The sequence below is a fragment of the Brevundimonas sp. EYE_349 genome, assembly GCF_023147505.1.
Classification (GTDB): Bacteria; Pseudomonadota; Alphaproteobacteria; order Caulobacterales; family Caulobacteraceae; genus Brevundimonas.
This window is the reverse complement of sequence record NZ_JAHXPB010000001.1, coordinates 382,031-404,417: the sequence shown is the minus strand read 5'-3', so window position 1 is coordinate 404,417 and position 22,387 is coordinate 382,031. Positions and strand designations below refer to the sequence as shown.

General features: G+C 65.3%; 24 protein-coding genes and 1 tRNA gene. 14 read left to right on the top strand and 11 right to left on the bottom strand.

Annotated features, from left to right (window positions below; translation table 11 throughout):
- Nucleotides 1-25: 25 nt before the first annotated feature.
- A complete protein-coding gene (locus KZX42_RS02175) occupies nucleotides 26-1,744 on the top strand; it encodes a DUF6538 domain-containing protein (protein WP_248116638.1) in 1,719 nt (572 codons plus the stop codon).
- A 99-nt stretch (nucleotides 1,745-1,843) separates the two neighbouring features.
- Here the strand turns inward: KZX42_RS02175 and KZX42_RS02170 are convergent, their stop codons facing one another.
- Complete coding sequence (locus tag KZX42_RS02170) at nucleotides 1,844-2,266, bottom strand: DUF3883 domain-containing protein (protein WP_248116636.1); 423 nt, start codon at nucleotides 2,264-2,266, stop codon at nucleotides 1,844-1,846.
- Between the two features lie 145 nt (nucleotides 2,267-2,411).
- Between KZX42_RS02170 and KZX42_RS02165 the strand changes: the two genes are divergently transcribed.
- A complete protein-coding gene (locus tag KZX42_RS02165; RefSeq protein ID WP_248116634.1) occupies nucleotides 2,412-2,702 on the top strand; it encodes a hypothetical protein in 291 nt (96 codons plus the stop codon).
- A 224-nt stretch (nucleotides 2,703-2,926) separates the two neighbouring features.
- Nucleotides 2,927-3,427, top strand: coding sequence for a ferritin-like domain-containing protein (locus KZX42_RS02160; RefSeq protein WP_184280366.1), 501 nt, complete (start codon nucleotides 2,927-2,929; stop codon nucleotides 3,425-3,427).
- Between the two features lie 217 nt (nucleotides 3,428-3,644).
- On the opposite strand, the gene KZX42_RS02155 is transcribed toward KZX42_RS02160, so the two are convergent.
- Nucleotides 3,645-3,848 (bottom strand): hypothetical protein, encoded by a 204-nt coding sequence (locus KZX42_RS02155; RefSeq protein ID WP_184280365.1) that lies wholly within the window; start codon nucleotides 3,846-3,848, stop codon nucleotides 3,645-3,647.
- A gap of 99 nt (nucleotides 3,849-3,947) precedes the next feature.
- On the bottom strand, nucleotides 3,948-4,184 hold the full coding sequence (locus tag KZX42_RS02150) for a hypothetical protein (protein ID WP_282438747.1): 237 nt from the start codon (nucleotides 4,182-4,184) through the stop codon (nucleotides 3,948-3,950).
- On the opposite strand from KZX42_RS02150, the gene KZX42_RS02145 reads away from it, so the two are divergent.
- Together KZX42_RS02145 and KZX42_RS02140 are read left to right on the top strand one after the other, a co-directional pair.
- The gene (locus KZX42_RS02145) at nucleotides 4,137-4,685 is read left to right on the top strand and encodes a DUF4113 domain-containing protein (RefSeq protein WP_348983603.1); all 549 of its coding nucleotides are present in this window, start codon (nucleotides 4,137-4,139) and stop codon (nucleotides 4,683-4,685) included. The two genes, KZX42_RS02150 and KZX42_RS02145, sit on opposite strands and share 48 nt — an antisense overlap.
- A 49-nt stretch (nucleotides 4,686-4,734) precedes the next feature.
- The gene (locus KZX42_RS02140; protein WP_146112063.1) at nucleotides 4,735-4,926 is read left to right on the top strand and encodes a hypothetical protein; all 192 of its coding nucleotides are present in this window, start codon (nucleotides 4,735-4,737) and stop codon (nucleotides 4,924-4,926) included.
- 237 nt (nucleotides 4,927-5,163) lie between these two features.
- Here KZX42_RS02140 and KZX42_RS02135 read toward each other — a convergent pair whose 3' ends face one another.
- The 3 genes from KZX42_RS02135 to KZX42_RS02125 all read right to left on the bottom strand — a co-directional run bounded on the left by KZX42_RS02135 (nucleotide 5,164) and on the right by KZX42_RS02125 (nucleotide 6,946).
- Nucleotides 5,164-5,808: an SOS response-associated peptidase gene (locus tag KZX42_RS02135; RefSeq protein WP_088582865.1), complete on the bottom strand. Its 645-nt coding sequence runs from the start codon at nucleotides 5,806-5,808 to the stop codon at nucleotides 5,164-5,166.
- Nucleotides 5,808-6,146 (bottom strand): helix-turn-helix transcriptional regulator, encoded by a 339-nt coding sequence (locus KZX42_RS02130; RefSeq protein ID WP_088582866.1) that lies wholly within the window; start codon nucleotides 6,144-6,146, stop codon nucleotides 5,808-5,810. Before KZX42_RS02130 ends, KZX42_RS02135 begins: the two co-directional genes overlap by 1 nt.
- A 65-nt stretch (nucleotides 6,147-6,211) precedes the next feature.
- On the bottom strand, nucleotides 6,212-6,946 hold the full coding sequence (locus KZX42_RS02125; protein WP_248116630.1) for a 3'-5' exonuclease: 735 nt from the start codon (nucleotides 6,944-6,946) through the stop codon (nucleotides 6,212-6,214).
- A gap of 334 nt (nucleotides 6,947-7,280) precedes the next feature.
- On the opposite strand from KZX42_RS02125, the gene KZX42_RS02120 reads away from it, so the two are divergent.
- From KZX42_RS02120 to KZX42_RS02110, 3 genes are all read left to right on the top strand, one after another.
- A complete protein-coding gene (locus KZX42_RS02120) occupies nucleotides 7,281-7,796 on the top strand; it encodes a DNA starvation/stationary phase protection protein (protein WP_248116629.1) in 516 nt (171 codons plus the stop codon).
- Between the two features lie 75 nt (nucleotides 7,797-7,871).
- The gene (locus tag KZX42_RS02115; protein WP_248116627.1) at nucleotides 7,872-8,234 is read left to right on the top strand and encodes a hypothetical protein; all 363 of its coding nucleotides are present in this window, start codon (nucleotides 7,872-7,874) and stop codon (nucleotides 8,232-8,234) included.
- A gap of 49 nt (nucleotides 8,235-8,283) precedes the next feature.
- Nucleotides 8,284-8,368: transfer RNA gene (locus KZX42_RS02110), tRNA-Leu, on the top strand.
- Between the two features lie 39 nt (nucleotides 8,369-8,407).
- Here KZX42_RS02110 and KZX42_RS02105 read toward each other — a convergent pair.
- A complete protein-coding gene (locus KZX42_RS02105) occupies nucleotides 8,408-9,952 on the bottom strand; it encodes an amino acid permease (RefSeq protein WP_248116625.1) in 1,545 nt (514 codons plus the stop codon).
- Nucleotides 9,953-10,100: 148 nt separating this feature from the next.
- Here KZX42_RS02105 and hrpB point away from each other — a divergent pair, with 148 nt between their 5' ends.
- On the top strand, nucleotides 10,101-12,533 hold the full coding sequence (gene hrpB / locus KZX42_RS02100; RefSeq protein WP_248116623.1) for an ATP-dependent helicase HrpB: 2,433 nt from the start codon (nucleotides 10,101-10,103) through the stop codon (nucleotides 12,531-12,533).
- 58 nt (nucleotides 12,534-12,591) lie between these two features.
- The gene (locus KZX42_RS02095; RefSeq protein ID WP_248116621.1) at nucleotides 12,592-13,869 is read left to right on the top strand and encodes an MFS transporter; all 1,278 of its coding nucleotides are present in this window, start codon (nucleotides 12,592-12,594) and stop codon (nucleotides 13,867-13,869) included.
- Here the strand turns inward: KZX42_RS02095 and KZX42_RS02090 are convergent.
- From KZX42_RS02090 to KZX42_RS02080, 3 genes are read right to left on the bottom strand one after another with little or no spacing between them, the layout of a single operon-like run.
- Nucleotides 13,866-14,675 (bottom strand): RNA methyltransferase, encoded by an 810-nt coding sequence (locus KZX42_RS02090; protein WP_248116619.1) that lies wholly within the window; start codon nucleotides 14,673-14,675, stop codon nucleotides 13,866-13,868. The genes KZX42_RS02095 and KZX42_RS02090 overlap by 4 nt on opposite strands.
- The gene (locus KZX42_RS02085; protein ID WP_248116617.1) at nucleotides 14,672-15,583 is read right to left on the bottom strand and encodes a class I SAM-dependent methyltransferase; all 912 of its coding nucleotides are present in this window, start codon (nucleotides 15,581-15,583) and stop codon (nucleotides 14,672-14,674) included. The genes KZX42_RS02090 and KZX42_RS02085 overlap by 4 nt, the downstream gene beginning before the upstream one ends.
- 18 nt (nucleotides 15,584-15,601) lie before the next feature.
- Nucleotides 15,602-17,005 (bottom strand): glycosyltransferase family 2 protein, encoded by a 1,404-nt coding sequence (locus KZX42_RS02080; protein ID WP_248116615.1) that lies wholly within the window; start codon nucleotides 17,003-17,005, stop codon nucleotides 15,602-15,604.
- Nucleotides 17,006-17,122: 117 nt separating this feature from the next.
- Between KZX42_RS02080 and KZX42_RS02075 the strand changes: the two genes are divergently transcribed.
- From KZX42_RS02075 to KZX42_RS02060, 4 genes are read left to right on the top strand one after another with little or no spacing between them, the layout of a single operon-like run.
- Complete coding sequence (locus KZX42_RS02075) at nucleotides 17,123-17,752, top strand: TetR/AcrR family transcriptional regulator (protein WP_248116614.1); 630 nt, start codon at nucleotides 17,123-17,125, stop codon at nucleotides 17,750-17,752.
- Nucleotides 17,749-18,555, top strand: a complete 807-nt coding sequence (locus KZX42_RS02070) for an ABC transporter substrate-binding protein (protein WP_248116612.1) — start codon at nucleotides 17,749-17,751, stop codon at nucleotides 18,553-18,555. Before KZX42_RS02075 ends, KZX42_RS02070 begins: the two co-directional genes overlap by 4 nt.
- Nucleotides 18,552-19,541, top strand: a complete 990-nt coding sequence (locus KZX42_RS02065; RefSeq protein ID WP_248116610.1) for an iron ABC transporter permease — start codon at nucleotides 18,552-18,554, stop codon at nucleotides 19,539-19,541. Before KZX42_RS02070 ends, KZX42_RS02065 begins: the two co-directional genes overlap by 4 nt.
- The gene (locus tag KZX42_RS02060; RefSeq protein WP_248116608.1) at nucleotides 19,538-20,293 is read left to right on the top strand and encodes an ABC transporter ATP-binding protein; all 756 of its coding nucleotides are present in this window, start codon (nucleotides 19,538-19,540) and stop codon (nucleotides 20,291-20,293) included. The genes KZX42_RS02065 and KZX42_RS02060 overlap by 4 nt, the downstream gene beginning before the upstream one ends.
- On the opposite strand, the gene KZX42_RS02055 is transcribed toward KZX42_RS02060, so the two are convergent.
- Nucleotides 20,287-22,347, bottom strand: a complete 2,061-nt coding sequence (locus tag KZX42_RS02055) for a lytic transglycosylase domain-containing protein (protein WP_248116606.1) — start codon at nucleotides 22,345-22,347, stop codon at nucleotides 20,287-20,289. The two genes, KZX42_RS02060 and KZX42_RS02055, sit on opposite strands and share 7 nt — an antisense overlap.
- Nucleotides 22,348-22,387: the final 40 nt, after the last annotated feature.

Sequence of the window (22,387 nt, the reverse complement as noted above, 5' to 3'; positions counted from 1 at the left end):
ATCGTGCTAAAGAAATCTGCTAATAATGACCTTCATGCAAAACGTCATGCTTCGGGGTTCGACCTACTACGTCGTCCTCAACATTCCGCCTGTCGCGCGCCACGCCTTCGCGGGCAAGAATCAGGTCTGGAAGTCGCTTCGGACTAAGGACAAAACTGAAGCCCGAAACCGGGCTGTTCCGATCTTGGCCGCGCTGGAAGCTCAGGTGAAAGCCGCAAGCGTTCACGTCGCACCAACCCCGCTCCCGTCTGCCGTCCAAACACGGATCATCATACCTCGCGACCACGCCCTTGCGGCTATCGAGCGCTGGCGGATTGCCAGCATCCAGCGATCTTATGATGAACACTGGAACGACGTGACCCCGGCCTTCGCCAAGTTCTCGGATGAAGCCGTTCGCCTGTCCGACATTCGATACAAGCTGTCGGTCCATGACATCGGCAGCATCCCGACATTCTATCCGACGTTTTCCGATGCCCTGAACTCGCAAGGCGTCGGTGCCGATCCGGCTCACCCGATCCTTCCCAAGCTGGCGACCTTGTTCGCCGATGCATGGGCCAACGTCGAACGCCACATCGAGCGTTTCCGGGGAGGTGACTTCGACCATTGGCCAGAGACGATCATCCAAGATGTCTCGGCTCCGGCTCCTGTGGCGCTGACGCAACCTGCGGCCAACTCCCTGCGGATCATGGAGGCGTTCGAGATGTGGAACGCCAGCGAGCAGCCCAAGGAACCCGAGCGGGTCCGCGCCTACTTCAAGCTGTTGGTCAGCTTCCTGAATGACAAGCCGATGGCGGACATCGACCACCAAGACCTCGACCGCTTCAAGCTGGAACTGCGGAAATACCCCTTCACCAAGAAGGACGTTTCGAAGCTGGGCTTCCTAGAGGTCATCGCCAAGTTCGAGCGCGACGAGCCGGGCTATCCGCGCCTGTCGGAAACGACGACCTACGGCTATTGGCGTCACTTCAATATGGTCTGGACCTTCGCCCATGGTCGGCGGCTCATTCCGTTCAATCCCGTCAGTGTGGTCATGCCGAAGAAACCGGCCGCTGCGATCAAGCGGAAGCCCTACGATGCCGACGACGTAGCCGCGATCTTCTCCGCACCTTTGTTCCATGGCGCGGACAAGATGCTCGACCGGAAGGGCGGTCGCTACGGCTACGCCAAGGAGCCGGGCGCCGTGCTTGTCAAGGATGCCTACTACTGGCTCCCCATCTTCGCCCTCTGGCATGGCGTCCGCATGGAAGAGATCGGCGGCGCTCGCGTGTCTGAACTGGTGAAAGTCGGCAGCCGCTGGGCGTTCGACTGGACTGGCCGAGACCTTAAGAACGAGTCGTCAGCCCGCTTTGTGCCGGTCCACAAGAAGCTGATCGAACTTGGCTTTATCGAGTATGTGAAGAACCAGCCCAAGGGTGGCTTCGTCTTCCCCGAACTCCCTCACGATCCGAACGACGAGGAAGCTGCAACCAAACAGTTCTCCAAATGGTGGGGCTTCTGGACGGCGGCGAACGCCAAGGTCAAAGGCCAAGGGTTCGACGAGCCGAAGGTCAAGGTGTTCCACTCGTTCCGACACAGCTTCAAGCGTCAGGCCCGTGGCATCATCCAAGAGAACATCAGCGACATTCTCTCTGGCCACAAAGGCATCGCGTCAGAGGGCCGGAAGTATGGCTATGGGGCAGAGTTCGATGTGCTGGTGGAAGCCATCGACAAGATCGACTTCCCTACGTTTCCGAAGCTGGCGTGACTTTGAAGTCTAAACTTCCTGATGTCTGCTTTCTGACTCCCAGACTTCGCAGTCCGACTCATTACGGGCGTTCGCTGGGCGCTTAATCGATGCCCGTGACTATGAGTGTGCTTTCCCGTCGAGGGCTGAAAAATCGTTCGGGGTCACCAATCGCCTCACATGAGGAGGGATGCAATTTCCACCGCCGACATAGTTTTTGTAAGTTTCACGAGCCTGAATATTCGTCAGCAAATAGAAGTTTGGTGACAATGTTCGTAAGTCGAGTTCTATAAAAAGAAAAAAATCGGCGTCGCGTTTAGCTTCCATATCGACGGGCCAGCGCGTTATCTCCGAGGGTCGGCTCAAGAATTGTCGGGTCTTAACCTCGATTGATTTCGCCTGACCATCAACAACGACGATGATATCGTGGCCGGGTGCTCCCTCCGGGCTGATATAAGCCGCAAATCCAAGTGTGTTTAGCTTGGCCACCGCGAGCAGTTCGCCTAGCGTTCCTGATTGCAGCGATGAGAGCTTTTTCAACATGGACGAAGCGATAGCATTTTGTATCTCGGAGAAGATATGAGCCAACGCTTGACCTCAGCAACCTAAACGTCCGCTGCGACCGGCGATACTGTAACTAGGCAGCGGCGAGGCCATCCACCATATCCACGAGATCGTCGGCCGACAGGTGCCCGTATCGGTCGGCGGTGATCTGGATGCTGGCACGGCGTCCGATGTTGACGCAGAAGAGCAGCTTCTGGCCGACGTGCTGGAAAGCGTTGGCTACGATGTCGGCAAGCTGTCGCTGAACGTGCGGGCGGAACAGGTGCTGGCCGACCGTGCGAAGGCGGTAGTGATAGCTATCGGTATCGAGCCGTCGAACTGGCCGCACTACCCGCTCGGCAATGGCGGCGTCGAGGTGCGCTTCCAGTTCAGCCGCGAGGAAGATCAGGTGAACGCAAAGCTGGCGCTGGCTTAGGCCTACGGCAGGGGCACGATAGTCCGCCCATCAGGTCGGCCTATCGCTGATCTGTCCCGCCAATCTGCGGCTCTGCATCTTGGTCGAGCACTTCGGCTTTCTCGCGCAGATGGCTCGCAGCGGCATGCATGAGCGCATCAACACCTTGCCTCCAGACGGGTGGAATTTTGGAACTTCCTTGAAGTGCGGCGATTTTCAAACCGCACGTTATCAGGAGAAAAACCGTGGCCGACAAAACCCTCGACGACCTTTTCCACGACACCCTCAAGGACATCTATTACGCCGAGCGGAAGATTCTGAAGTCGCTGCCGAAAATGGCGCGCGCGGCTCAACATCCGCAACTCAAGGCCGCTTTCGAAAAGCACAAGGATCAGACTGAAGGCCAGATCGAGCGCCTTCAGCAGGTGTTTGAGATCATCGGAAAAGCACCGCGCGGCAAGACGTGCGACGCCATCGAGGGCATCCTCGCCGAGGGCGATGAGATCATGGAGGAATACAAAGGCACGCCTGCTCTCGACGCCGGTCTATTGGCCGCCGCGCAGGCGGTGGAGCACTACGAGATCACTCGCTACGGCACACTGCGCCGCTGGGCCAACGTGCTTGGTTTGAAGGATGCGGCCAAGCTCCTCGAAGAGACGCTCAACGAAGAGTCGCAGACGGACGAAGACCTGACCACCATCGCCGATGCGGCGGTCAACAAGGACGCCCTCGCCTCCAAGTCCTGATCTCGTGGGTGGAGGAGGGGGCGGATAAAACGCTGCCTTCTCCACGCCCGACTGACTTCCGATCCTTGCCCGGAGGGTCAGCCCCCAAGGGTCGCCCGACCGGTCTGGAGGTTCTGGTTAGGCTCCAAACTGGTGGCGAACGTCACGCGACGACTACATGGTCGTTGAAACGCGATTGGACGGCCGCTGGTCTGGTCGTCGAGGTTTCATTCCCGGTTCAGCCCGTGGCCTCGTCCGCCTGACGGAAGTTCGACCGGTAGAGCGCACGCAACGCATTGGTCAGCGACCGACCCTCAAGCTGCGCCCGGATGCCCGTGAAGCCTTCGCGTTTGAGGGCTGCGGCGATCTCGCGAAGGTCACGGCACGAACCGCTTTCGGCGAGTTGATAGGCACGTTCGAGGCAGGTGGGTCGGCTTGACATAGTGAAGGTCTCGGCAGGGCAAGAAGTCCGTCAGGAGCGGTCTCGGCTCACGTCGTCAAGCGGCGTAGCTTATTTGCATCGACGCTCGCGACGGCCTTCCTAAACCGTCTCCAGAGACCGCTTGATGGTCGTCACAGTGGTCGTGGAGGCCCGGTGAAGTCGGGCTGTGGCGCGGATGCCCTGACCGTTGATCAACGACCTCCTGATCGCTTCCACACGGTCGTCAGGCATGGGTTTTCGACCGCTCTTCTTGGTCGTGCGACGAAGCCCGGAAAGCACGCGCTCCCTATGGATGGCTCGTTCGAATTCGGCGAAGACGCCCAACATCGAAAACATCACCCGGTCGAGACATGGCAGGACATGCGCGAGGCACTAGCGGCCCACGCTGCACGCGCTGCGGAGAAGTGTCGGAAGCATGGGCTAGTGGCCAACGCGATGCAGGTGTTCTTCCACACGCACCCGCACAACGGCGACCCTTGGTATCATGGCCAGCGGTCGTTCGAGATTGAGCCGACTGCCGACAGTTTGGCGATAATCGGTCAGGCGGTCGCGGCGGGCCGGTCGATGTGGAAGCCAGAAACACGCTACGCCAAGGCGGGGGTGATTCTGCTGGACCTACAAGCCGAGGCAGATGCGCCGCGCGATCTGTTGCCGACCGTCGATCCGGTGCGATCCCAGAAGCTAATGACCGCGCTAGACGCGGTGAATGCGAAGTTCGGTCGAGGGACGTTACGGCCCGGAGGCATCCGCCAGACGACACCATGGTCTACACGGGCGAACAACCGTTCGCCGCGCTACACGACGCGGATCAGTGATTTGATGGAAGTTCGTGCATGAATTTTCAGAAATATTCTGAACCGGATGATTTGCGACGGGTTCGCAGCGCATGTCATTCGCTTCCAACGCCTTGCGTGAACACGCACTTCGAACGCGCGAACTCTCGAAGTTCACCAGTGACGCTCGTGCGCTGAAAGCGATTGAAGAACAGTCAGCAGAGTTGATGGCCCGCGCTGACGAGATGGATCGACTCAATTCTGAAAACGACAGCGACGAGACCGATCCTAGTTCAGCCGCATGACCTCGGCCGACGCATAGAATCCGGCCGGTCCCATCTTCGGGAAGATGGCGAACCCGCGACCCTCTACCTCGTAGAGGTGTGCTACGAGCGTATCGAACTCTTCCTCACACTCTGGCCGAGGCTGTATCAGGATTGCTCCTGCCAGCGGAACCACGATGTGGATGTCGCTACCGGCGGCGAGATCGTCGAAAGAAACCATGGGTCGCAATATCGCAAACTGTGTTGGTCGTCATCGAGTCAGCCCAGCACAAACCGTTCAGGACGCACTGCCGCAAACAGGTCGCGAGCGTCTACGGACGGGTCCAGCCATGCTTCCCAATCGTGTGGATCGAGGATCACCGGCGCCCGCGTGTGATAATCGCCTAGCCATCCCGTCGAGGGTCCAGTGAGGATCGTGAATGATCCGAACTCCCCCGCATCGGGTGTGATGACGTGATCCCACAAGCCCGCGAACCATAGGAGATCGCCATCTGCCCGAGCGAAGCGGTGCTTGGTCTTGGCTCCCTTGTCGCCGGTCCATTCGAACCATGCGCTGGCCGGGATGATGCAGCGACGTTTGGCATACGCCTCACGGAAGGTGGCGGTGCCAGCGCACGTCTCGGATCGTGCGTTGAAGGTCGAGAGCTTGAAGCCGTCGTCTTTGCCCTTCTCCGTGTCCTTCAGCGGCTTGCCAGTCCGCCAGTGGGGCACGAGGCCCCATCGCATCCTTTCGACCACCCAGCCGTCGCTTTCCAGTCGTGCAGTTGCCTGCATCGTCGTGGGACGAACATCGTCGTCGGGTTGGAGGTTCAGAGGTGGTGTGGTGACGGGCGCGATGGTGGAGAGAGCCTCATAAATTTCGGCCCATGTGAACTTCCCGGTTGTCTCGAACCGCCCGCACATTACCGCTTCACGAACTCTCGGATCATCGCGACGACCGCATCGCGTTCAGCCGCTCGAAGCTGCCCCCAGAGTTTCAGGATGGTGCGTTCAGATACGCTGCTGCCGCTTGGGTCGGGATCGTCGTAGAGGTCTGCGACGCTGCACTTGAGAGCGTCGGCAACCCTCATCATGGCAGCGGCCGACACCCGGTTCGTGCCCCGCTCATATTTCTGAACTTGCTGGAAGGTGACGCCTATTGCGTGGCCGAGATCGGCCTGTGTCAGCCCGGCCTTCTCACGACGGGCGCGGACAGTTTTTCCAATTTGGAGATCGATCTCTGAAGCGACGTTTGTAGGCATTATTCTCGTATAGCGCGACGCTTCCGCTCAACCAATCCGCGAGTTGCGATCAGTGCCGAAGAGCGTCACGCCACGAGGAATGCAAGGTGCGGCCGTTCAGCCAAACGTGCCCGAATGAACGAAGTGAGGTCAGCTTCGCTCTCTGACATCTGTTCCGGCGTGATAGCACCACGAAAGAGTTCGTAGCGAAGCCAGACGCGGTAGGTATTCACGACATCAGTCTCTCCGTAGTCGGCGCATTCTTGGATGCGACCGGCTCGAACGTGCTCCCAGACCTTTGAGCCATCAATCCCGTCGGGCTTGCCGGGCAATCCCATCATTTTGCAAAGGTCATCCAGCGATGCCTTGGCGTTCGACTGGAAGCTGGCAAGTTCGTCACACAGATCGACGTGGGCCTGATCATAGCGCTTGAAGTAGGGGCGGGAGGTCAGACCCGATGCAGCGATCCCGTTGACCATCGCCCGATACCTCAAGACGGGCAGATCGAAACCGTTTCCGTTGAACGTGACGAGCGTCGGACGGAGGGTGTCCACGCGGGCGGCAAAAGCCGAGATCAGATCGATCTCGGTCCGCTCCTCGCTATGTGGGGCACCGAGTGATTTGACACGCCAGACGCCATCGACGCGCTCGGCCACGAGGGCGGCAAGCACGGCGACCTTGTGGAGTGGAAGCTTCGGGAACTTCTCGCCGAGGATTTCGGCAGCTTCATCGTCGGTGAGGGCTTCGCGGCCGTGAAGGCGGGCAAGCGTCTCCGTGCAGGGCACAGTTTCGAGGTCGAAGACGATGGTGTGCTGGCTCAAGAGACCTCCGGGTTGGGAAGGGGGCATTGTCGGTCAGATCAGGGCTGTGTCACCTATAAATCCATGCCTCGTAGTTCTTTGTGGGAGGAGCCGAATCGGCTGCTAATGACCGCTGCTAATAACCGTGCCAAAACCCCCGTTGGGTGACTGGGAAGCGACTGACACTGCTCAAGAATTTCGGTTAAGAGGACAATCCTAGTTCCCCAGCCACCGCCGACAAAGGTCCGCGACGCCGATCACCTTTAATGGTTTCAGCATTATCGTCCGATGCAGGGCTTCCGTTGGGCTTGTCCGCTTCCTAGCTAGACGGCAGCCGTTGCTGAGGAGAACGAGAATGGTCACCGCCCGTGAGAAACGTCTGGCGCCGTTGAGGACGCCAACCAGCCTGTCGGAAGAGGCGACGCGGGACATTTCCGCTGCTCTGACCGCGCTGTTGGCCGATACGTTCGCGCTCTACATCAAGACCAAGAACTTCCACTGGCACGTGTCGGGGCCGCATTTCCGGGATTATCACCTGCTGCTGGACGACCAGTCGGCGGAAATCCTGGCCATGACGGATCCGATGGCCGAGCGCGCGCGTAAGATCGGGGGAACGACATTGCGCTCCATCGGTCAGATCGCCAAGGAAACGCGCGTCGCCGACAACGATGCGGACTATGTCGATCCGCTGGACATGCTGGCCGAGCTTCGCGACGACAACGGCGAGTTGATCGCCCGGATGCGCGAGGCGCACGACCTGTGCGACGAGCATAACGACATCGCCACCGCCAGCCTGCTGGAAAACTGGATCGACGAGAGCGAGAAGCGCGTCTGGTTCCTCTTCGAATCGGGGCGTCGCGGCAACGGCTGACGGCGGAACCGTCCCGCTTGTGCTGTCTTATGGAACGTCGATAGTCGTGTCCGGGGACAGCGCAGGAGGGACGGGTTGAAATACGGCATCTGGATCGGCGGATTGGCGCTGGCGGGCTTGGCTGCCGCATCGACGGCCAGCGCGGACATGTCGAACGCCTTTGGCAACACCATCGTGTCCCACTATCCCAACGGACAATGGGTGAAGCATTTCTTCGAGCCTGACGGGCGATACACGTCCCAGTTTTCAGACGGGCGGCGGCTGAACGCGCGTTGGACGGCCGAGAATGGTCGAATCTGTCTCAGCGAGTTCGCTCCGCGCCAGATCCTGCCGCGCTTCTGCAGCCGAATGGTCGAGGCCGACGTTGGCGACAGCTGGCAAGCGCGCGATCCGCTGGGGCGCAATATCCGCAATGAACTGGTGGCGGGGCGTCGTTGACCCTTGCCCTGACGGTCGCCAGCCTCTAGAGGCGACGGCCTACCTGAATGCGGATGTGGCGGAACTGGTAGACGCACTGGATTTAGGTTCCAGCGCCGAGAGGCGTGGAGGTTCGAGTCCTCTCATCCGCACCAAAGTAAAAAAGGCCCCGGATCGCTCCGGGGCCTTTCTTCTTATTTGATCGGCGGAACAGGCGGCGGAGGCGCGTCGCTGTCCGTCTCGTGGACCTCGACCAGACCGCGTCCGACGTGGCTCTTGCGATAGCCGTAGGCGAAATAGACCACTAGGCCGATGGCGCCCCAGATCGGCAGAACCAGTTTGGATTCCGTCGGCAGGTTGAAGAACAGGCCCAGGGTGCCCAGCACCGCCAGCGGGGCGATGATCCACACCAGGGGCGTCTTGAACGGGCGGTGACGGTTCGGCTGGGTCACGCGCAGGATCATCACCGCGATCGCCACCATGAAGAAGGCGAACAGGGTGCCGGAGTTGGAGATGTCCGCCAACTGCCCGACGGGCAGGAAGGCGGCGAACACGGCTACGGCCGCGCCCGTGATCATGGTGACGACGTGCGGCGTCTTCCACTTAGGGTGAATGGTGGCCAGGAAGCCGGGCAGCAGGCCATCGCGCGCCATCACGAAGAAGATGCGGGTCTGACCGAACAGCATGATCAAGATGACCGACGGCAAGGCCAGGAAGGCGGCAATTCCGATCAGGTCGCCGATCCGCTCATGACCGACAACACGCAGAACGTGGGCCAGGGCTTCGCGCGAGCAGACCAGAGGCTCCTGCATCGACGAGAAGGTTGAGCACTGCGCGGCCAGGGCCGACGAACCGGCGTGCAGCACCTCGCCGTTCGGACCAAGCAGGGGTTGAGCGCCGACCGCGCCGATCGCGCCGGCGGCGACCAGCAGATAGAAGATGGTGCAGATGCCCAGCGAGGCGATCAGGCCGATGGGCACGTTGCGTTGCGGATTCTTGGTCTCTTCGGCCGCCGTGGAAACGGCGTCGAAGCCGACATAGGCGAAGAAGATCGAGGCTGCGGCTCCGACGACGCCAAGGCCCGCGCCATGACCATCGCCAAACCAGCCGTTGGGCGTGAAGGGCGTGAAGTTGGCGCCCTTCAGCACCGGCACGGTCAGGACAATGAAGACCGTCAGGGCCGTGACCTTGATCGCCACCAGAACGGCGTTGACGCGCGCGCTTTCACTGGTGCCGATCATCAGCAGGCCGGTGATCACCAGGGCGATCAGCAGGGCGGGCAGGTTCATCATGCCGCCGGCGTAGGGGCCGACGGCTATGGCCTGTGGCAAGGTTACGCCCCAACTCTGCAGGAGGCCGATGAAATAGCCGGACCATCCGACGGAGACCGCCGAGGCGGCGACGGCGTATTCAAGAATGAGCGCCCAGCCCACCATCCAGGCCAGCAACTCGCCCATCACCGCATAGGTGTAGGTGTAGGCCGAGCCGGAGACCGGCACCATCGAAGCGATTTCCGAATAGCAAAGCGCCGCTACGGCGCAGACCGCAGCGGCGATGACGAAGCTCCACATCATGCCGGGGCCGGCCTTCTGGGCGGCCTCGGAGGTCAGGACGAAGATGCCGGTGCCGATGATCGCGCCCACGCCCAGCAATGTCAGCTGAACGGGGCCCAGGGTTCGGGTTAGCGATTTTTTCTCCGCGGATGCGAGAATCGCATCCAACGATTTGACGCGCCACATAGATTTATTCCCCACATTATAAGCCAGCCCCTCGGCTGGGTTTGGGCGGACGCTAGCGGGGGATGTGACGGTGCGCAACGCGCATGACGGCGCAGTAAAGGCCGGACGACGCTTTCGTGATCGCCCCAGGGTCGGCTACAGGCCGGATATGTTGCCGATCCATGCCGTTCTGGACCCGCTGAAGGCCGCCTTGGGCGCCGGAAACACGGCTGTGCTGGCGGCGCCGCCCGGCGCGGGCAAGACGACGGTCGTGCCGCTGGCCCTATTGGACCAGCCGTGGCTGGGCGACGGCAAGGTGCTGGTGCTGGAACCGCGGCGGCTGGCGGCGCGGGCGGCGGCGGATCGGATGGCGGCGACGCTGGGCCAGCAGGCCGGCGGGACGGTGGGCTATCGCACACGTCTGCAAAGCCGCATCGGGGCCACGACCCGGATCGAGGTGATCACCGAGGGCGTGTTCACCCGCATGATTCTGGACGATCCGGGACTGGAGGGCGTTGGCGCGGTCCTGTTCGACGAATTTCACGAACGCAGTCTGGACGCAGACCTGGGCCTGGCGTTGGCGCGCGAGACGCAAGGGTTGTTGCGTGAGGATTTGCGTCTGCTGGTCATGTCGGCGACGCTGGATGTGGTCGGCGTTTCGCGTCTGCTGGACGGCGCGCCGGTGATCGAGGCGGAAGGCCGCGCGTTTCCGGTCGAAACCCGTTATCTGGGCCGCAATCCGGCGGAGCGGCTCGAAGAGGCGGTGGCGGGGGCTTGCCTGACCGCCTTGGGCGAGGAAAGCGGGTCGATCCTGGTCTTCCTGCCGGGGCAGGGGGAAATCCACCGCGTCTCGCGTCTGGTCAAGGAACGTCTGAGGCTGGGCGACGTGGACGTAACACCGCTCTACGGCGGGCTGGATCGCGTCGAACAGGACCGCGCCGTCGCGCCGGCGGCGCCGGGACGGCGCAAGCTTGTGCTGGCCACCTCGGTCGCGGAGACCAGTCTGACCATCGAGGGCGTGCGGGTGGTGATCGACGGCGGCCTGTCGCGCGTGCCGCGTTTCGAACCGTCGAGCGGCCTGACGCGGCTGGCGACGGTCAAGGTCAGCCGATCCTCGGCGGAACAGCGGCGCGGGCGGGCGGGGCGGACAGGGCCTGGCGTCTGCTACCGCCTGTGGGAAGAGGAGCAGACGCGGGGGCTTGTGGCTCACCAGCGGCCCGAGATCCAGGAGGCGGACCTGACCGGCCTGGCGCTGGATCTGGCGCGATGGGGCGCGCGGTCGGTCGAAGCACTGGCGCTGCTGGACCCGCCGCCAACTGGCGCGATGGCCGAGGCGCGAAAGGTGCTGACCCGGTTGGGCGCGCTGCACGCTGATGGCGGCTTGTCCGCACATGGGATGCGGTTGACGAAGATCCCGCTGTCGCCGCGCCTGGCCCATATGGTCGCGGTCGCCTCGGATCGGGGCGACGCCCTGACCGGCGCGCGGATCGCGGCGGTGTTGAGTGAGCCCGGGCTGGGCGGATCAGGCGTCGATCTTTCGGACCGTCTGGTCGGCCTGACGCGGGATCGGTCGCCCCGCGCGCGTGATGCCCTGAAACTGGCGGATCGCTGGGCCAAGGCGGCGGGCGGCGGGTCGGGCCAAACGGTCCATCCAGGGCTTTTGCTGGCCGAGGCCTTCCCCGAGCGGATCGCGAAGGCGCGGGGCAGGTCTGGCGAGTTGCTGCTGGCCAGCGGACGGGGCGCCGTGCTGGAGCCGTCCGACCATCTGGCGCGCGCGCCGTGGTTGGCGGTCGCCGAGCTGAGCGGCGGCGATGTGCGCGACCGGGTGCGATTGGCGGCTGCTCTCGACGCCGCCGAAGTGGAAACCAAGCTGGCGCGTCTGATCACGACCGAGGACCGGATGGCGCGCGAACCGTCCGGCCGGGCGGTGATCCGGCGGTCTCGACGGATCGGCGCCATCGTTCTGGATGAGAAGGTGATGGGCGCGCCTGACGCGAAGATGCTGGCCGCCGCCCTGCGATCAGAGGTGGAGGCCGAGGGTCTGGGCGCGCTGCGCTGGGGAGAACAGGCGACGGGCCTCAGGGCGCGACTGGCCTTTCTGCACGGTCAGGACGCTGGCTGGCCGGATGTATCGGACGCCGCTCTACTGGCGGCGCGCGAAGACTGGCTGTGGCCCTTGCTGGAGGGTGCGAAGGCTTTGGACGCCATCAGCGACGCGCGACTGGCGGAAGCGCTGCGCGGGCTGATCCCGTGGGACTTGCAGCGTCGGTTGGACGAACTGGCGCCGGCGCGGCTGGTGACGCCGCTGGGATCGGCGGCCATCGACTATTCGGCCGAGGGCGGACCGCGCGTGGACATTCGCGTGCAGGAACTGTTCGGGGTGACGACCCATCCGACCGTGGCGAACGGCGTCCCCCTGACCCTGGCGCTTTTGTCCCCCGCGCGCCGGCCGGTGCAGGTGACGAAGGACCTGCCGCGCTTCTGGGCCGGGTCCTGGGCGGCGGTGCGGGGCGAGATGAGGGGCCGCTATCCGCGGCACCCCTGGCCCGAGAATCCGGCCCAGGCGCAACCGACGAACCGGGTGAAGCCGCGCGGAACCTGATCGGCTTGACGGCATGGCCGGCTTGCGGGCATCGCAGGGGCTGTTGGGAGCCGAAACCATGTCCGAAGTCCTGCCCAAGAACTCCACGGGTCGCGTGCTGTTCGCCAGCCTGATCGGCACGACGATCGAATTCTTCGACTTCTACATCTACGCCACGGCGGCGGTGCTGGTGTTTCCGACGCTGTTCTTCCCGGGCGAGGATCCGGGCACGGCGCTGCTGTCGTCGTTCGCCACCTTCTCCATCGCCTTCTTCGCGCGGCCAATCGGCGCCTTGGCGTTTGGACATTTCGGGGACAGGGTCGGGCGCAAGGCGACGCTGGTGGCGGCGCTGATGACCATGGGCCTGTCGACCGTGGCCATCGGTCTGTTGCCGACGCACCAGCAGGTCGGCCTGCTGGCGCCCCTGCTGCTGGCGCTTTGCCGATTCGGACAGGGGCTGGGTCTAGGCGGAGAGTGGGGCGGGGCGGTCCTTCTGGCCACCGAGAATGCGCCTCCCGGCAAGAAGGCATGGTTCGGCATGTTCCCCCAACTGGGCGCGCCCATCGGCTTCATCCTGTCCACCACCGCCTTCATCGCCCTGACCTCGACCCTGAGCGAAGGCGCGTTCGAGAGCTGGGGCTGGCGCATGCCCTTCTTGGCCAGCGCCATCCTGGTGTTCGTCGGCCTGTGGGTGCGGCTGAAGATCACCGAGACGCCTGAGTTCCAGAAGGCCGTGGACCGCGACGAGCGGGTCAAGGCCCCGGCCGTGACCCTGTTTTCGCATCACAAGGCCGCACTTGTTCTAGGGACATTTAGCGGCGTGACCACCTTCACCCTATTCTATCTGATGACGGTCTTCGCCCTGGGATGGGCGACGACGGGGATGGGGTTGGCGCGGGCCGACGTGTTGCCGATCCAGCTGATCGGCGTGCTGTTCTTCGCCGCCTTCATTCCGGTGACGGCCCTGCTGGCGGATCGATATGGACAGGTGAGGGTGTTGATCGCGTCGTCAGTCGGGATCGGCCTGTTCGGCTTCCTCTTCGCGCCATTGTTCGGCGGCGGTCTGACGGGATTGTTGATCTTCTTCGCGCTGGGGTTCGCCCTGATGGGCTGCACCTATGGACCCATCGGCGCGGCCATGGCCCGACCGTTCCCGACAGCGGTGCGGTACACCGGGGCGTCGATGGCCTTCAATCTGGCGGGCATTCTGGGCGCGTCGCTGGCGCCCTATATCGCGCTGAAACTGGCCGAGGGGTTCGGGCCGGCGGCGGTGGGCGGTTACCTGGCCTTGTCAGCCCTGATCTCCATAGCCGCCCTGTGGGGCATGGGCTGGGTTGTGCCGGAAGAGAAGCGCTAGGCCTCGTCCGTCGCAGCATAGACCATGATGCCGGTGGCGATGGCCAGGTTCAGGCTGTCAGCCCGGCCGCGCATCGGGATCTTGACGTTGACGTCGCAGGCGGCGGCCAGTTGGTCGGTCAGGCCTGCCTGTTCATTGCCCATCAGGATCAGGGCCGGCTTGCGCATCACCGCCGAGCGGTGGCTGACGGTGGCGTCGAGGCGGGTGCCGACGACGCTGCCGGGCCAAGATTGGCGCCACGCCACGAAGGCTTCCGGCGTCGTCCTGGTGATCGAAACGGCGAAGACCGAGCCCATGGTCGCGCGCACGGCCTCGACCGAATAGGGATCGACGCAGTCGCCGATCAGGATGACGCCTCCGCAGCCCGCGGCGTCCGCCGTGCGGATGATGGTGCCCAGATTGCCCGGATCGCGCACCTGCTCCAGCGCGACCCAACAGGGGGCCTCGGCGGGGTTCAGGCTGTCGAGCGGCGCATAGGCCTGTTCGAATACGCCCAGCACGGTCTGGGGGTTATCCCGCCGGCTGATCTTTTCCAGGATGGCGTGGGTGACGATGATGACCTCGCCGCCCGCCTTGCGCGTTTCCGCCTTGGCGCGGTCCAGTAACGGGTGGGCGCGGGCGTCCTCGCCGACCAACAGCATTTTCGGCGCACGACCCTGATCCAGCGCCTCGCCGATAAACTTCAGACCTTCGGCCAGGAAGGTGCCCGTCAGGTCGCGTTCCTTGCGCATATGCAGGGCGCGGATGGCCTTGATGGTGTCGTTCGTCAGCGAGGTGATGACGCGGTATTCGTCCCGCGCGCTCATCGCGACCACCGCGCGAAGAAGGACAGGCCGATGGCGCGGGCGTGCGGCCCGTCTTCGGAGAGGGCCAGTTCACCCCAGTCGATGCGCCCGCCGCGATCATGCGTCGCCTCGGCCATCAGGTGCGCCAGTGACAGACCAGACACGCGGGCGGCATAGGCGTTCAGCAGCAGGAAGTCGGCGTCGTCGGCCAACAGGCCGGCGCAGTCCTTCAGCAGGCCCGGCATATCTTCGAACAGACGCCAGACTTCGCCGGTCGGTCCGCGACCGTATTTCGGCGGGTCCAGGATGATCCCGTCGTATTTCGAGCCCCGACGAACCTCGCGCGCGACATATTTGCGGGCGTCCTCGACGATCCAGCGTATCGGATGCTGGCCCAGGCCTGACTGTTCCGCGTTCTCGCGGGCGTATGCGACGGACTTCTTGGAGGCGTCGACGTGGGTGACCTCGGCGCCGGCCGCAGCCGCAGCCAAGCTGGCGACCCCGGTGTATCCGAACAGGTTAAGCAGCTTGAGGGCGCGGCCCGCTGATTGCGGGAAGTCGCGGACCCGCTGGTCCAGCCATTCCCAGTTGGCGGCCTGTTCGGGGAAGAAGGCCAGGTGGCGGAAGGGGGTGAACCGGCCCGTGAACTTCACGTCGCGCCATTTCAGCGGGAAGGCGTCGACGGGGCCATGCTTGTCGAACTTCCAGCGGCCGGAATCCTCTTCCTCCTGCTGCGGATCGAAGAGGGCCGTCGCGGCCTCGAAGGCGGCGGGATCGTGCGGGGACCAGAAACACTGCGGCTCGGGCCGGACCACCGTATAGCGGCCGTAGCGTTCCAGCTTCTTGCCGTCGCCCGAATCCAGCAGGGCGTAGTCCGACCAGCCGCGGGTCACGAGGGTTTCGGGGGTCTTGGAGAGAACGGGCGCCATCGTCGGGCTGATAGGCGCTCAAGCCGCCTCGCGTCCAGCGTCGTCAGAGATCACGACCAGTTCTTGCGGCTGAAGCTCGCTGTCGTGCGGGGTCTTGTCCCAGACGTGCGGCTCGACGATCAGCCGCCAGGCGGCGTGGACGAAGGCCAGGCTGAGCAGGGACCAATAGGCGGGCGCCGCCAACATGTCGCCGAGCCGATAGTCCAGCCCGGCGCGCCGCGCCCCGACCGCGCACCCCATCCAGGCGGCGATCACCCCGGCCGCCAGAACCGCGATGGAGGCCAAAGGCGTCGCCGGCGCGATCCCGGCGTGCAATCCGACCAGCACGGCAGAGGCCAGCCAGGCCAGGGTGGGCGCATGGGCTCCCGCCGCCAGGATCGCCGTCCCCAGGGTCATGACCAGCGACAGCAGGCCGCGCCGCCCCAACCGGCGCGGACGTCGGGTATGTACGCCCCACGTCTGCATATAGCCCTTAAGCCAGCGCGTGCGCTGCGGCAGCCAGCGATCCAGGGGGCCGGGCGGCGTCTCCCAGGTCGGGCAATCGATCACATCGAGCGTCCAGCCCAGCGACCACAGGCGAAAGCCCAGGTCCGCGTCCTCGGTGACATTGTGCGCGTCCCAGCCGCCTGCCGCGCGCAGCGCCGTCATTCGGATGTGGTTGCTGGTCCCGCCCAGCGGAAAGGGCAGACCGAGGCGCGCCATGCCGGGCAGGGTCACCTCGAACAGGGCCGCGTATTCGAGGGCGAACTGGCGGTCCAGAAAGGTCGAGCCCACGCGGCCCGAGGGCCTTATCCGTAGCGGCGCCTGCAGGCAGCCCAGCCGGGGTTCGGCGACGAAGCGCGCGGCGGCGCGGCGCAGCTGGTGCGGATGGGGGCGATCTTCGGCATCATAGATGGTGACCAGGTCGCCGCGCGCCTGGGTCAAGGCATGGTTCAGCGCGCGCGGCTTGGTCAGCGGATGGCCGGGCGGGACGATGCAGGTCTTCAGCCAAGCGGGCCTGGGGGCCGCCTCGACCGCCGCCAGGGTCGCGGCGTCGTGGGCTTCCAGCACGATGAAGGCCTCCAGCCGGTGGGCCGGATAGTCGATGCGCGCCAGATTGGCGATCAACTCCGGCGCCACCGCCGCTTCGTCGTGCAAAGCCGCAAGGATGCTGTAGCGCGGCCATTCGATGGGCACGGGCGCCGGCCTGGGACGTCGCAGGCTGGCGATGGCGATGACCGTCTTCCATACAGCGGACAGGACGATGGCCGCCTGAACGATCAGCAATCCGGCCAGGAATGCCGTCTGAGGCCATCTGATCACCGCGAAGACATAGCCGCCGACGATCACCGTCGTCGCCAGGACTTGAAATCCGCTGGGCGCACGCCGCCACGCCCCACTGGTGCGCGGCGTGATGCCCGGATGCGTCCAGTCCTTCGCCACCTCGCCCCCGCGCTGCGTTCAACCTGTAATCGCTATGGCAAGCAACCGCGTTCGGCAAGCCGGTTGGCGCCGTGGACGGATTGTCGCTATTCAGGACGCCCGATCTGGAGCAGCCGTTTGTCCGACGCCTCGACATCCTCGCGCACGACCCGAAAGCCCAAGGGCGAGGGCCATTCTCGGCGCGGCGAAATCCTGGCGGCGGCCGAGCGAATCTTCGTCGAGCACGGCTATGAAGGCGCCACCATCCGCAAGATCGCGGACGAGGTCGGCCTGTCTTCGACGGCCCTCTACATGCATTTCCCGGACAAGGGCGCGATCCTGCAGGAAATCTGCCGCGACGCTTTCGCCCGCCTGATCGCCGCCAATGCCGCGGTGGCCGACGAGGATTGGCCGCCGATTCAGCGTTTGCGCCGCATGATCGAAGGCTATGTCGCGTTCGGTTTCGCCCATCCCAACGCCTATCGCCTGATCTATCTGACGCGGCCGGTGGAAGCGCGAGAGGGCGCCCAGGACATGGCGCGCGAACTGGGCGCCGGCCTGTTCACGACGTTGCAGGCGACGGTGGCCGACGCGGTGGCGGCGGGCGAGCTGACGGGCGACCCCAGTCTTTTGGCCCAGGCCATATGGGCGACAGCGCATGGCGTGGTGTCGCTGATGATCACCAAGCCGTATTTTCCGTGGGCGGATCGTCAGCTGCTCGTCGGCACGATGTTGGACGCCGTGTTCGCCGGCCTGCCCAGACCATGAGGCGGACCTTGGGGGCTCTGGCGGGCCTGATGCTGCTGGGCGCTGCCGGCTTCGCCGACGCCGACCCTTTGCGCGTCATGGCGCTTGATCAGTGTGCGGATCAATATGTGTTGGCGCTTTCGCCGGATGCGCGATTGGCGCTGTCGCCCCGCGCCGACGATCCCGACGCCTGGCTGCGGCGCGAAGCCGCCGGGCGGCTGCGTTTACGGCCGACGCTGGAGGCGGCCGTCGGATTTCGGCCGGATGTCGTGGTGCGCTATTGGGGCGGCGAGCCTCGGCTGTTGACGGCGCTTGAACAGCGCGGGGTCCGGGTGATCACGATCGAGGACGCCGTGGATCTGGAGGGTGTTCGCCGCAACATTCGCACGGTGGCCGGCGGGCTGGGCCAGGTGGAGCGCGGAAACAGGCTGGAACAGCGGATGGACGCCAAGCTGGCCCACGCCGCGCCTGCGCGAAGTGCGACCCAGGCGCCGGGCGCGGTCTATCTGACCTCGGGAGGCTTCACCTCGGGACCAGGAACCTTGATGGACGCCATGATGCGGGCGGCGGGTTTCCGCAATCTGACGACGACGCCCGGTTTCGGCGCGATTAGCGTGGAACGGATCGCCATGAACCCGCCGGCGCGGTTCATCCTGGGCTTCTTCGATCAGTTGCGGGCCGACCTGCGCGGACCGGGCCGACATCCGGTGGTTCGTCGGGCCGCCGAGGGGCGGACGGCGGCGCGCCTGCCCGCAGCGACCCTGACCTGCCCAGCCTGGTTCGCCGCCGATGCGGTGGCGATGATGGCTGAGGGGCGGCCATGAGCGGCATGGTGCGACTCTGCCTTATCCTGGGACTGCTGATCGCGGCGGCCTTGGCGCTGGCGATCCTGATGGGCGAAACGGCGTTCACCGGGGCGCAGTATGGCGCCGCCTTCGGCGATCCCACGTCGGGACCGGCGGAAGTGTTGTGGCAGGTGCGGGCGCCCCGCGCGGTTTGCGCCCTTGTCGTCGGCGCGGCCTTGGGGCTGGCTGGGGCGGTGATGCAGGGGCTGTTGCGTAATCCGCTTGCCGATCCGGGCGTGCTGGGCGTGTCGGCGACGGGGGCGCTGGGCGCCGCCTTGGCCATCGTCCTGGGCGCAGCGATTGTGCCCGGCCTGATCGAAATTTCGGCCTTGACGGGGGCCGCGCTGGCGGGCGGCCTGTTGATCGTCGCGTCCAGAGCGATGCGGGCGCCGGAAGCGTTGATCCTGTTCGGCGTGGCCTTGTCCAGCTTCGCCGGCGCCGCCACCGCTTTGATCTTCAACCTGTCGCCATCGCCTATTGCGCAGGCCGAGGTCATGTCCTGGCTGTTGGGATCGGTGCAGAACCGAAGCTGGATCGACGTGGCCTGGGTGACGCCGGCGTTGATCGTCGCGGCCGTATTCGCAGTCCTGTCTGGACAGGGCCTGAGAATGCTGACTTTGGGCGACGAGGGCGCGGCGTCGTCGGGTCTGAACATGGGGCGGCTCAGGGCATTCGCTTTGATCGCGGCGGCCTTGGCCACAGGGGCGGCGGTTGCGGCGGCCGGCGTCATCGGCTTCGTCGGTCTGGCGGCGCCGCATCTGGTGCGGGCGGCGGTGCGGGGGGACGCGAAGCGGATACTGGCGCCCTCGGCGCTGGCCGGCGGACTGATGCTGGTCGTCGCGGATCTGCTGGCGCGGCTGACGCCCACGGATCAGGAGCTGAAGCTGGGCGTGTTCACGGCCTTGATCGGCGCGCCGCTGTTCGCCTTGATCGCCTGGCGCGCGGCGAGGGAGTGGCGGCTGTGAGCCTGCTGTCGCTGGAGCATGTTCAGGCGCGGCTGGGCAAGGCCGTCGTGCTGGATGGTGTCAACCTTTCGGTGTCCGCCGGCGAGGTCGTCGCCCTGTGCGGGCCGAACGGGGCGGGCAAGAGCAGCGCCATTCGCGCGGCTGTCGGCCTGCTGGCGACCACTGGCGGTCAGGTCAGGCTGGGCGGGACGCGGATCGCCGACTTGTCTCATCGTCAGCGCGCGGAACGAGCGGCCTATCTGCCGCAGGAACGACGCATCGCTTGGAACCTGCCGGCCATTGAGGTGGCGGCCCTTGGCGCGCCCTTCCTGTCGGGCGCCGAGGCCCTGGCGCGGGCCGGCGCGGCGTTGGAGGAGGTGGGGGCCGGTCATCTGGCGGATCGCGGTGTGGCGGAAATGTCGGGCGGCGAGCGGGCGCGGGTCCTGCTGGCGCGGGCGCTGGTGGTCGATGCGCCGCTGCTGCTGGCCGACGAGCCGATTGCTGGGCTGGACCCGGATGCCCAGCGGCTGGTACTGGAGCGATTGAGGGTGCGGGCCGACAGCGGCACCGGGGTGCTGGTCAGTCTGCATGACCTCGCCCTGGCCGCGAACGTCGCAGACCGGCTTGTGGTGCTGGCTCACGGCCAAGTGGTCGCCGACGCCCCGCCGATGCAGGCCCTGGCGCCCGACATCCTGCGTCGGACGTTCGGGCTGGACGGCGGCTGGGTCGAAGGGCCGAACGGACCGCTGCTGACGGCCCGCCGCGCTCAGTAGCCCGCGTAGGGCCTGGGGCCTGCCGCCGCGCCGCGCGATATGTCGGCCGAGGGCGTCAGTGGGGCCGTGCCGCCGTTCAGGCGCGCCTTGTAGACCGCCATATTCTCCATCACCCGCATCATATAGTTGCGTGTCTCGGTGAAGGGCGCGCATTCGATGAAGTCGATGGTCTTGACCGCATCGCCGCGCGGGTCGCCGCAGCGCGCGATCCACTGGCTGGGACGCGCCGGGCCGGCGTTGTAGCCCACCGTCGCCAGCAGCATGGAGCCGTTGTTGGCGGCCATCAGCTCGCCCAGATGATAGCTGCCCAAGGTCATGTTGTAGTCGGGATCCCACAACTGTTCGGCCGAATAACCCATGCCGAGGCGACGAGCGACGCCCGAGGCGGTGGACGGCAGGAACTGCATCATGCCGCGCGCGTCGGCGCCGGAGCGGGCGCGGGGATCGAAGCTGGACTCCTGGCGTGTGATGGCCTGGGTGAACTCCAACGGGGCCGCGCCGGCGACCTGGGGCGGGATACGCACCGGATACATCCGCTCGGGCATGACGAAGCCGCGTTGGCTGGCGGCGCGTCCCACCATCATCGCGGTGAAGCCTTCGCCATAGCCGCGTGACAGGTCCATCAGAAGCGCCAGATCGTTGATGGTGGGCAGATCGTTGTCGAGCTGATAGGCGAAGACGCGCAGCAGGCTCATCTCGCCGGTTTCGCCTAGGATGCGTGTGGCGCGCACGATCTCATTGCCTTCGAACCGGGCGATGTCGGCCTGGGACGGGACGGGTTCGCCGGGAAGCTGAAGCGTGGTCATGCCCGCCTTTTCGGCCGCCAGCTGACCGTAGAAGGTCTGCCAGTGCTGGGCGCCGTTGCGATAGTAGCCCAGCGCCGCGTCGCGTTCGCCGCGCGCCTCGGCCGCCCGGCCCAGCCAATAGTAGGCGCGACCCTGGGTGATGGGGGTGGAGGAGGCGGTGCGCAGGGCCTCGAAGTGGCGGGCCGCGACCTCGGGTTGGTTCAGCTTGGTCAGGGCGACCCAGCCGGCGAAGAACTCGGCGTCCACCATCCGGTCGCCCGAGGTGAAGCCGTGGCCATTCATGGCGTCATAGGCGGCGCGCCAGTTGCCTTGTTGCAGGGCGTCCAGGAAATAGTTGCGACGCTCGCTCCACAGGGTGTTATCGCCGGTCGTGTGCGACGGGGCGGGCGGCAGGTTGGCGAGCAGGGCGAAGCCCTCAGACTGGCGGTTCTGCGACCGCAACAGACGGACGCGCTCCAGCACCACGGCCGGATCAGCCGCTTGGGCGGGCGTCAGATTGGCGATGACGGCGTCGGGGCTGTAGGCCGAGCGCAGGGTCATGACCGTGTTGGCGATGGCGGCGCGCTCGGGCGACACCAGATTGACCATGCTGCGCGTCGCCGGGCCGTGCGGGCCGAGCAACAACATGTTCAGGCGTGTCTCGTGATCCGCCGGCGTCAGCCACGCGCCCCAACGGGCCAGGATTCGTGACTGCGGCGCGTCGTCGAACGAACGCGTGCGCCACCAGTCGCGCACCAGATCGCGGGCTTGATCCTGGCGCCCACGCTGCTCCAGCGCCGAGGCATAGGCGATGGCGCCCTCGACCGTCGTCGGCTTGCCGTCCGACATCAGCGACAGCGCTGCGTCGGCGCCCAGGCCGGACCGATCCAGAACCTTCTCGGCGGCGGCGCGACGTGATTCGCCGCGGGGCCAATTGGCCAGATCGCCTTGGCCCCGCGCCAGATCGGCGTAGGACAGTTGTTCGCCCGAGGTGTCGATCAGGGCCCATTCGACCAGCTTGCGGGCCGAGGCGTCGCGAATCTGCGACATGGCGGATTGGGCGCCGAAGACGTCGCGCGCGCGGGCCGCCGCCAGCCCCTGGCGAAACAGCGCCGTGTCCTGATCGTTCAGCACGCGGCCCTGATAGGTGGCGGAATAGCCGGGCACGGACGAGGACGCCGACGCATAGGGCACAGGCTGGGTGGGCAGGACGTCCTGCGGGTTCGGCGCAAGGACGGCGAGGGCCGCCGCCAGACTGGTCGCGATCATGATCTGTCCTGTTCCCATTCAATCCTGGTTGCGGCGGAGC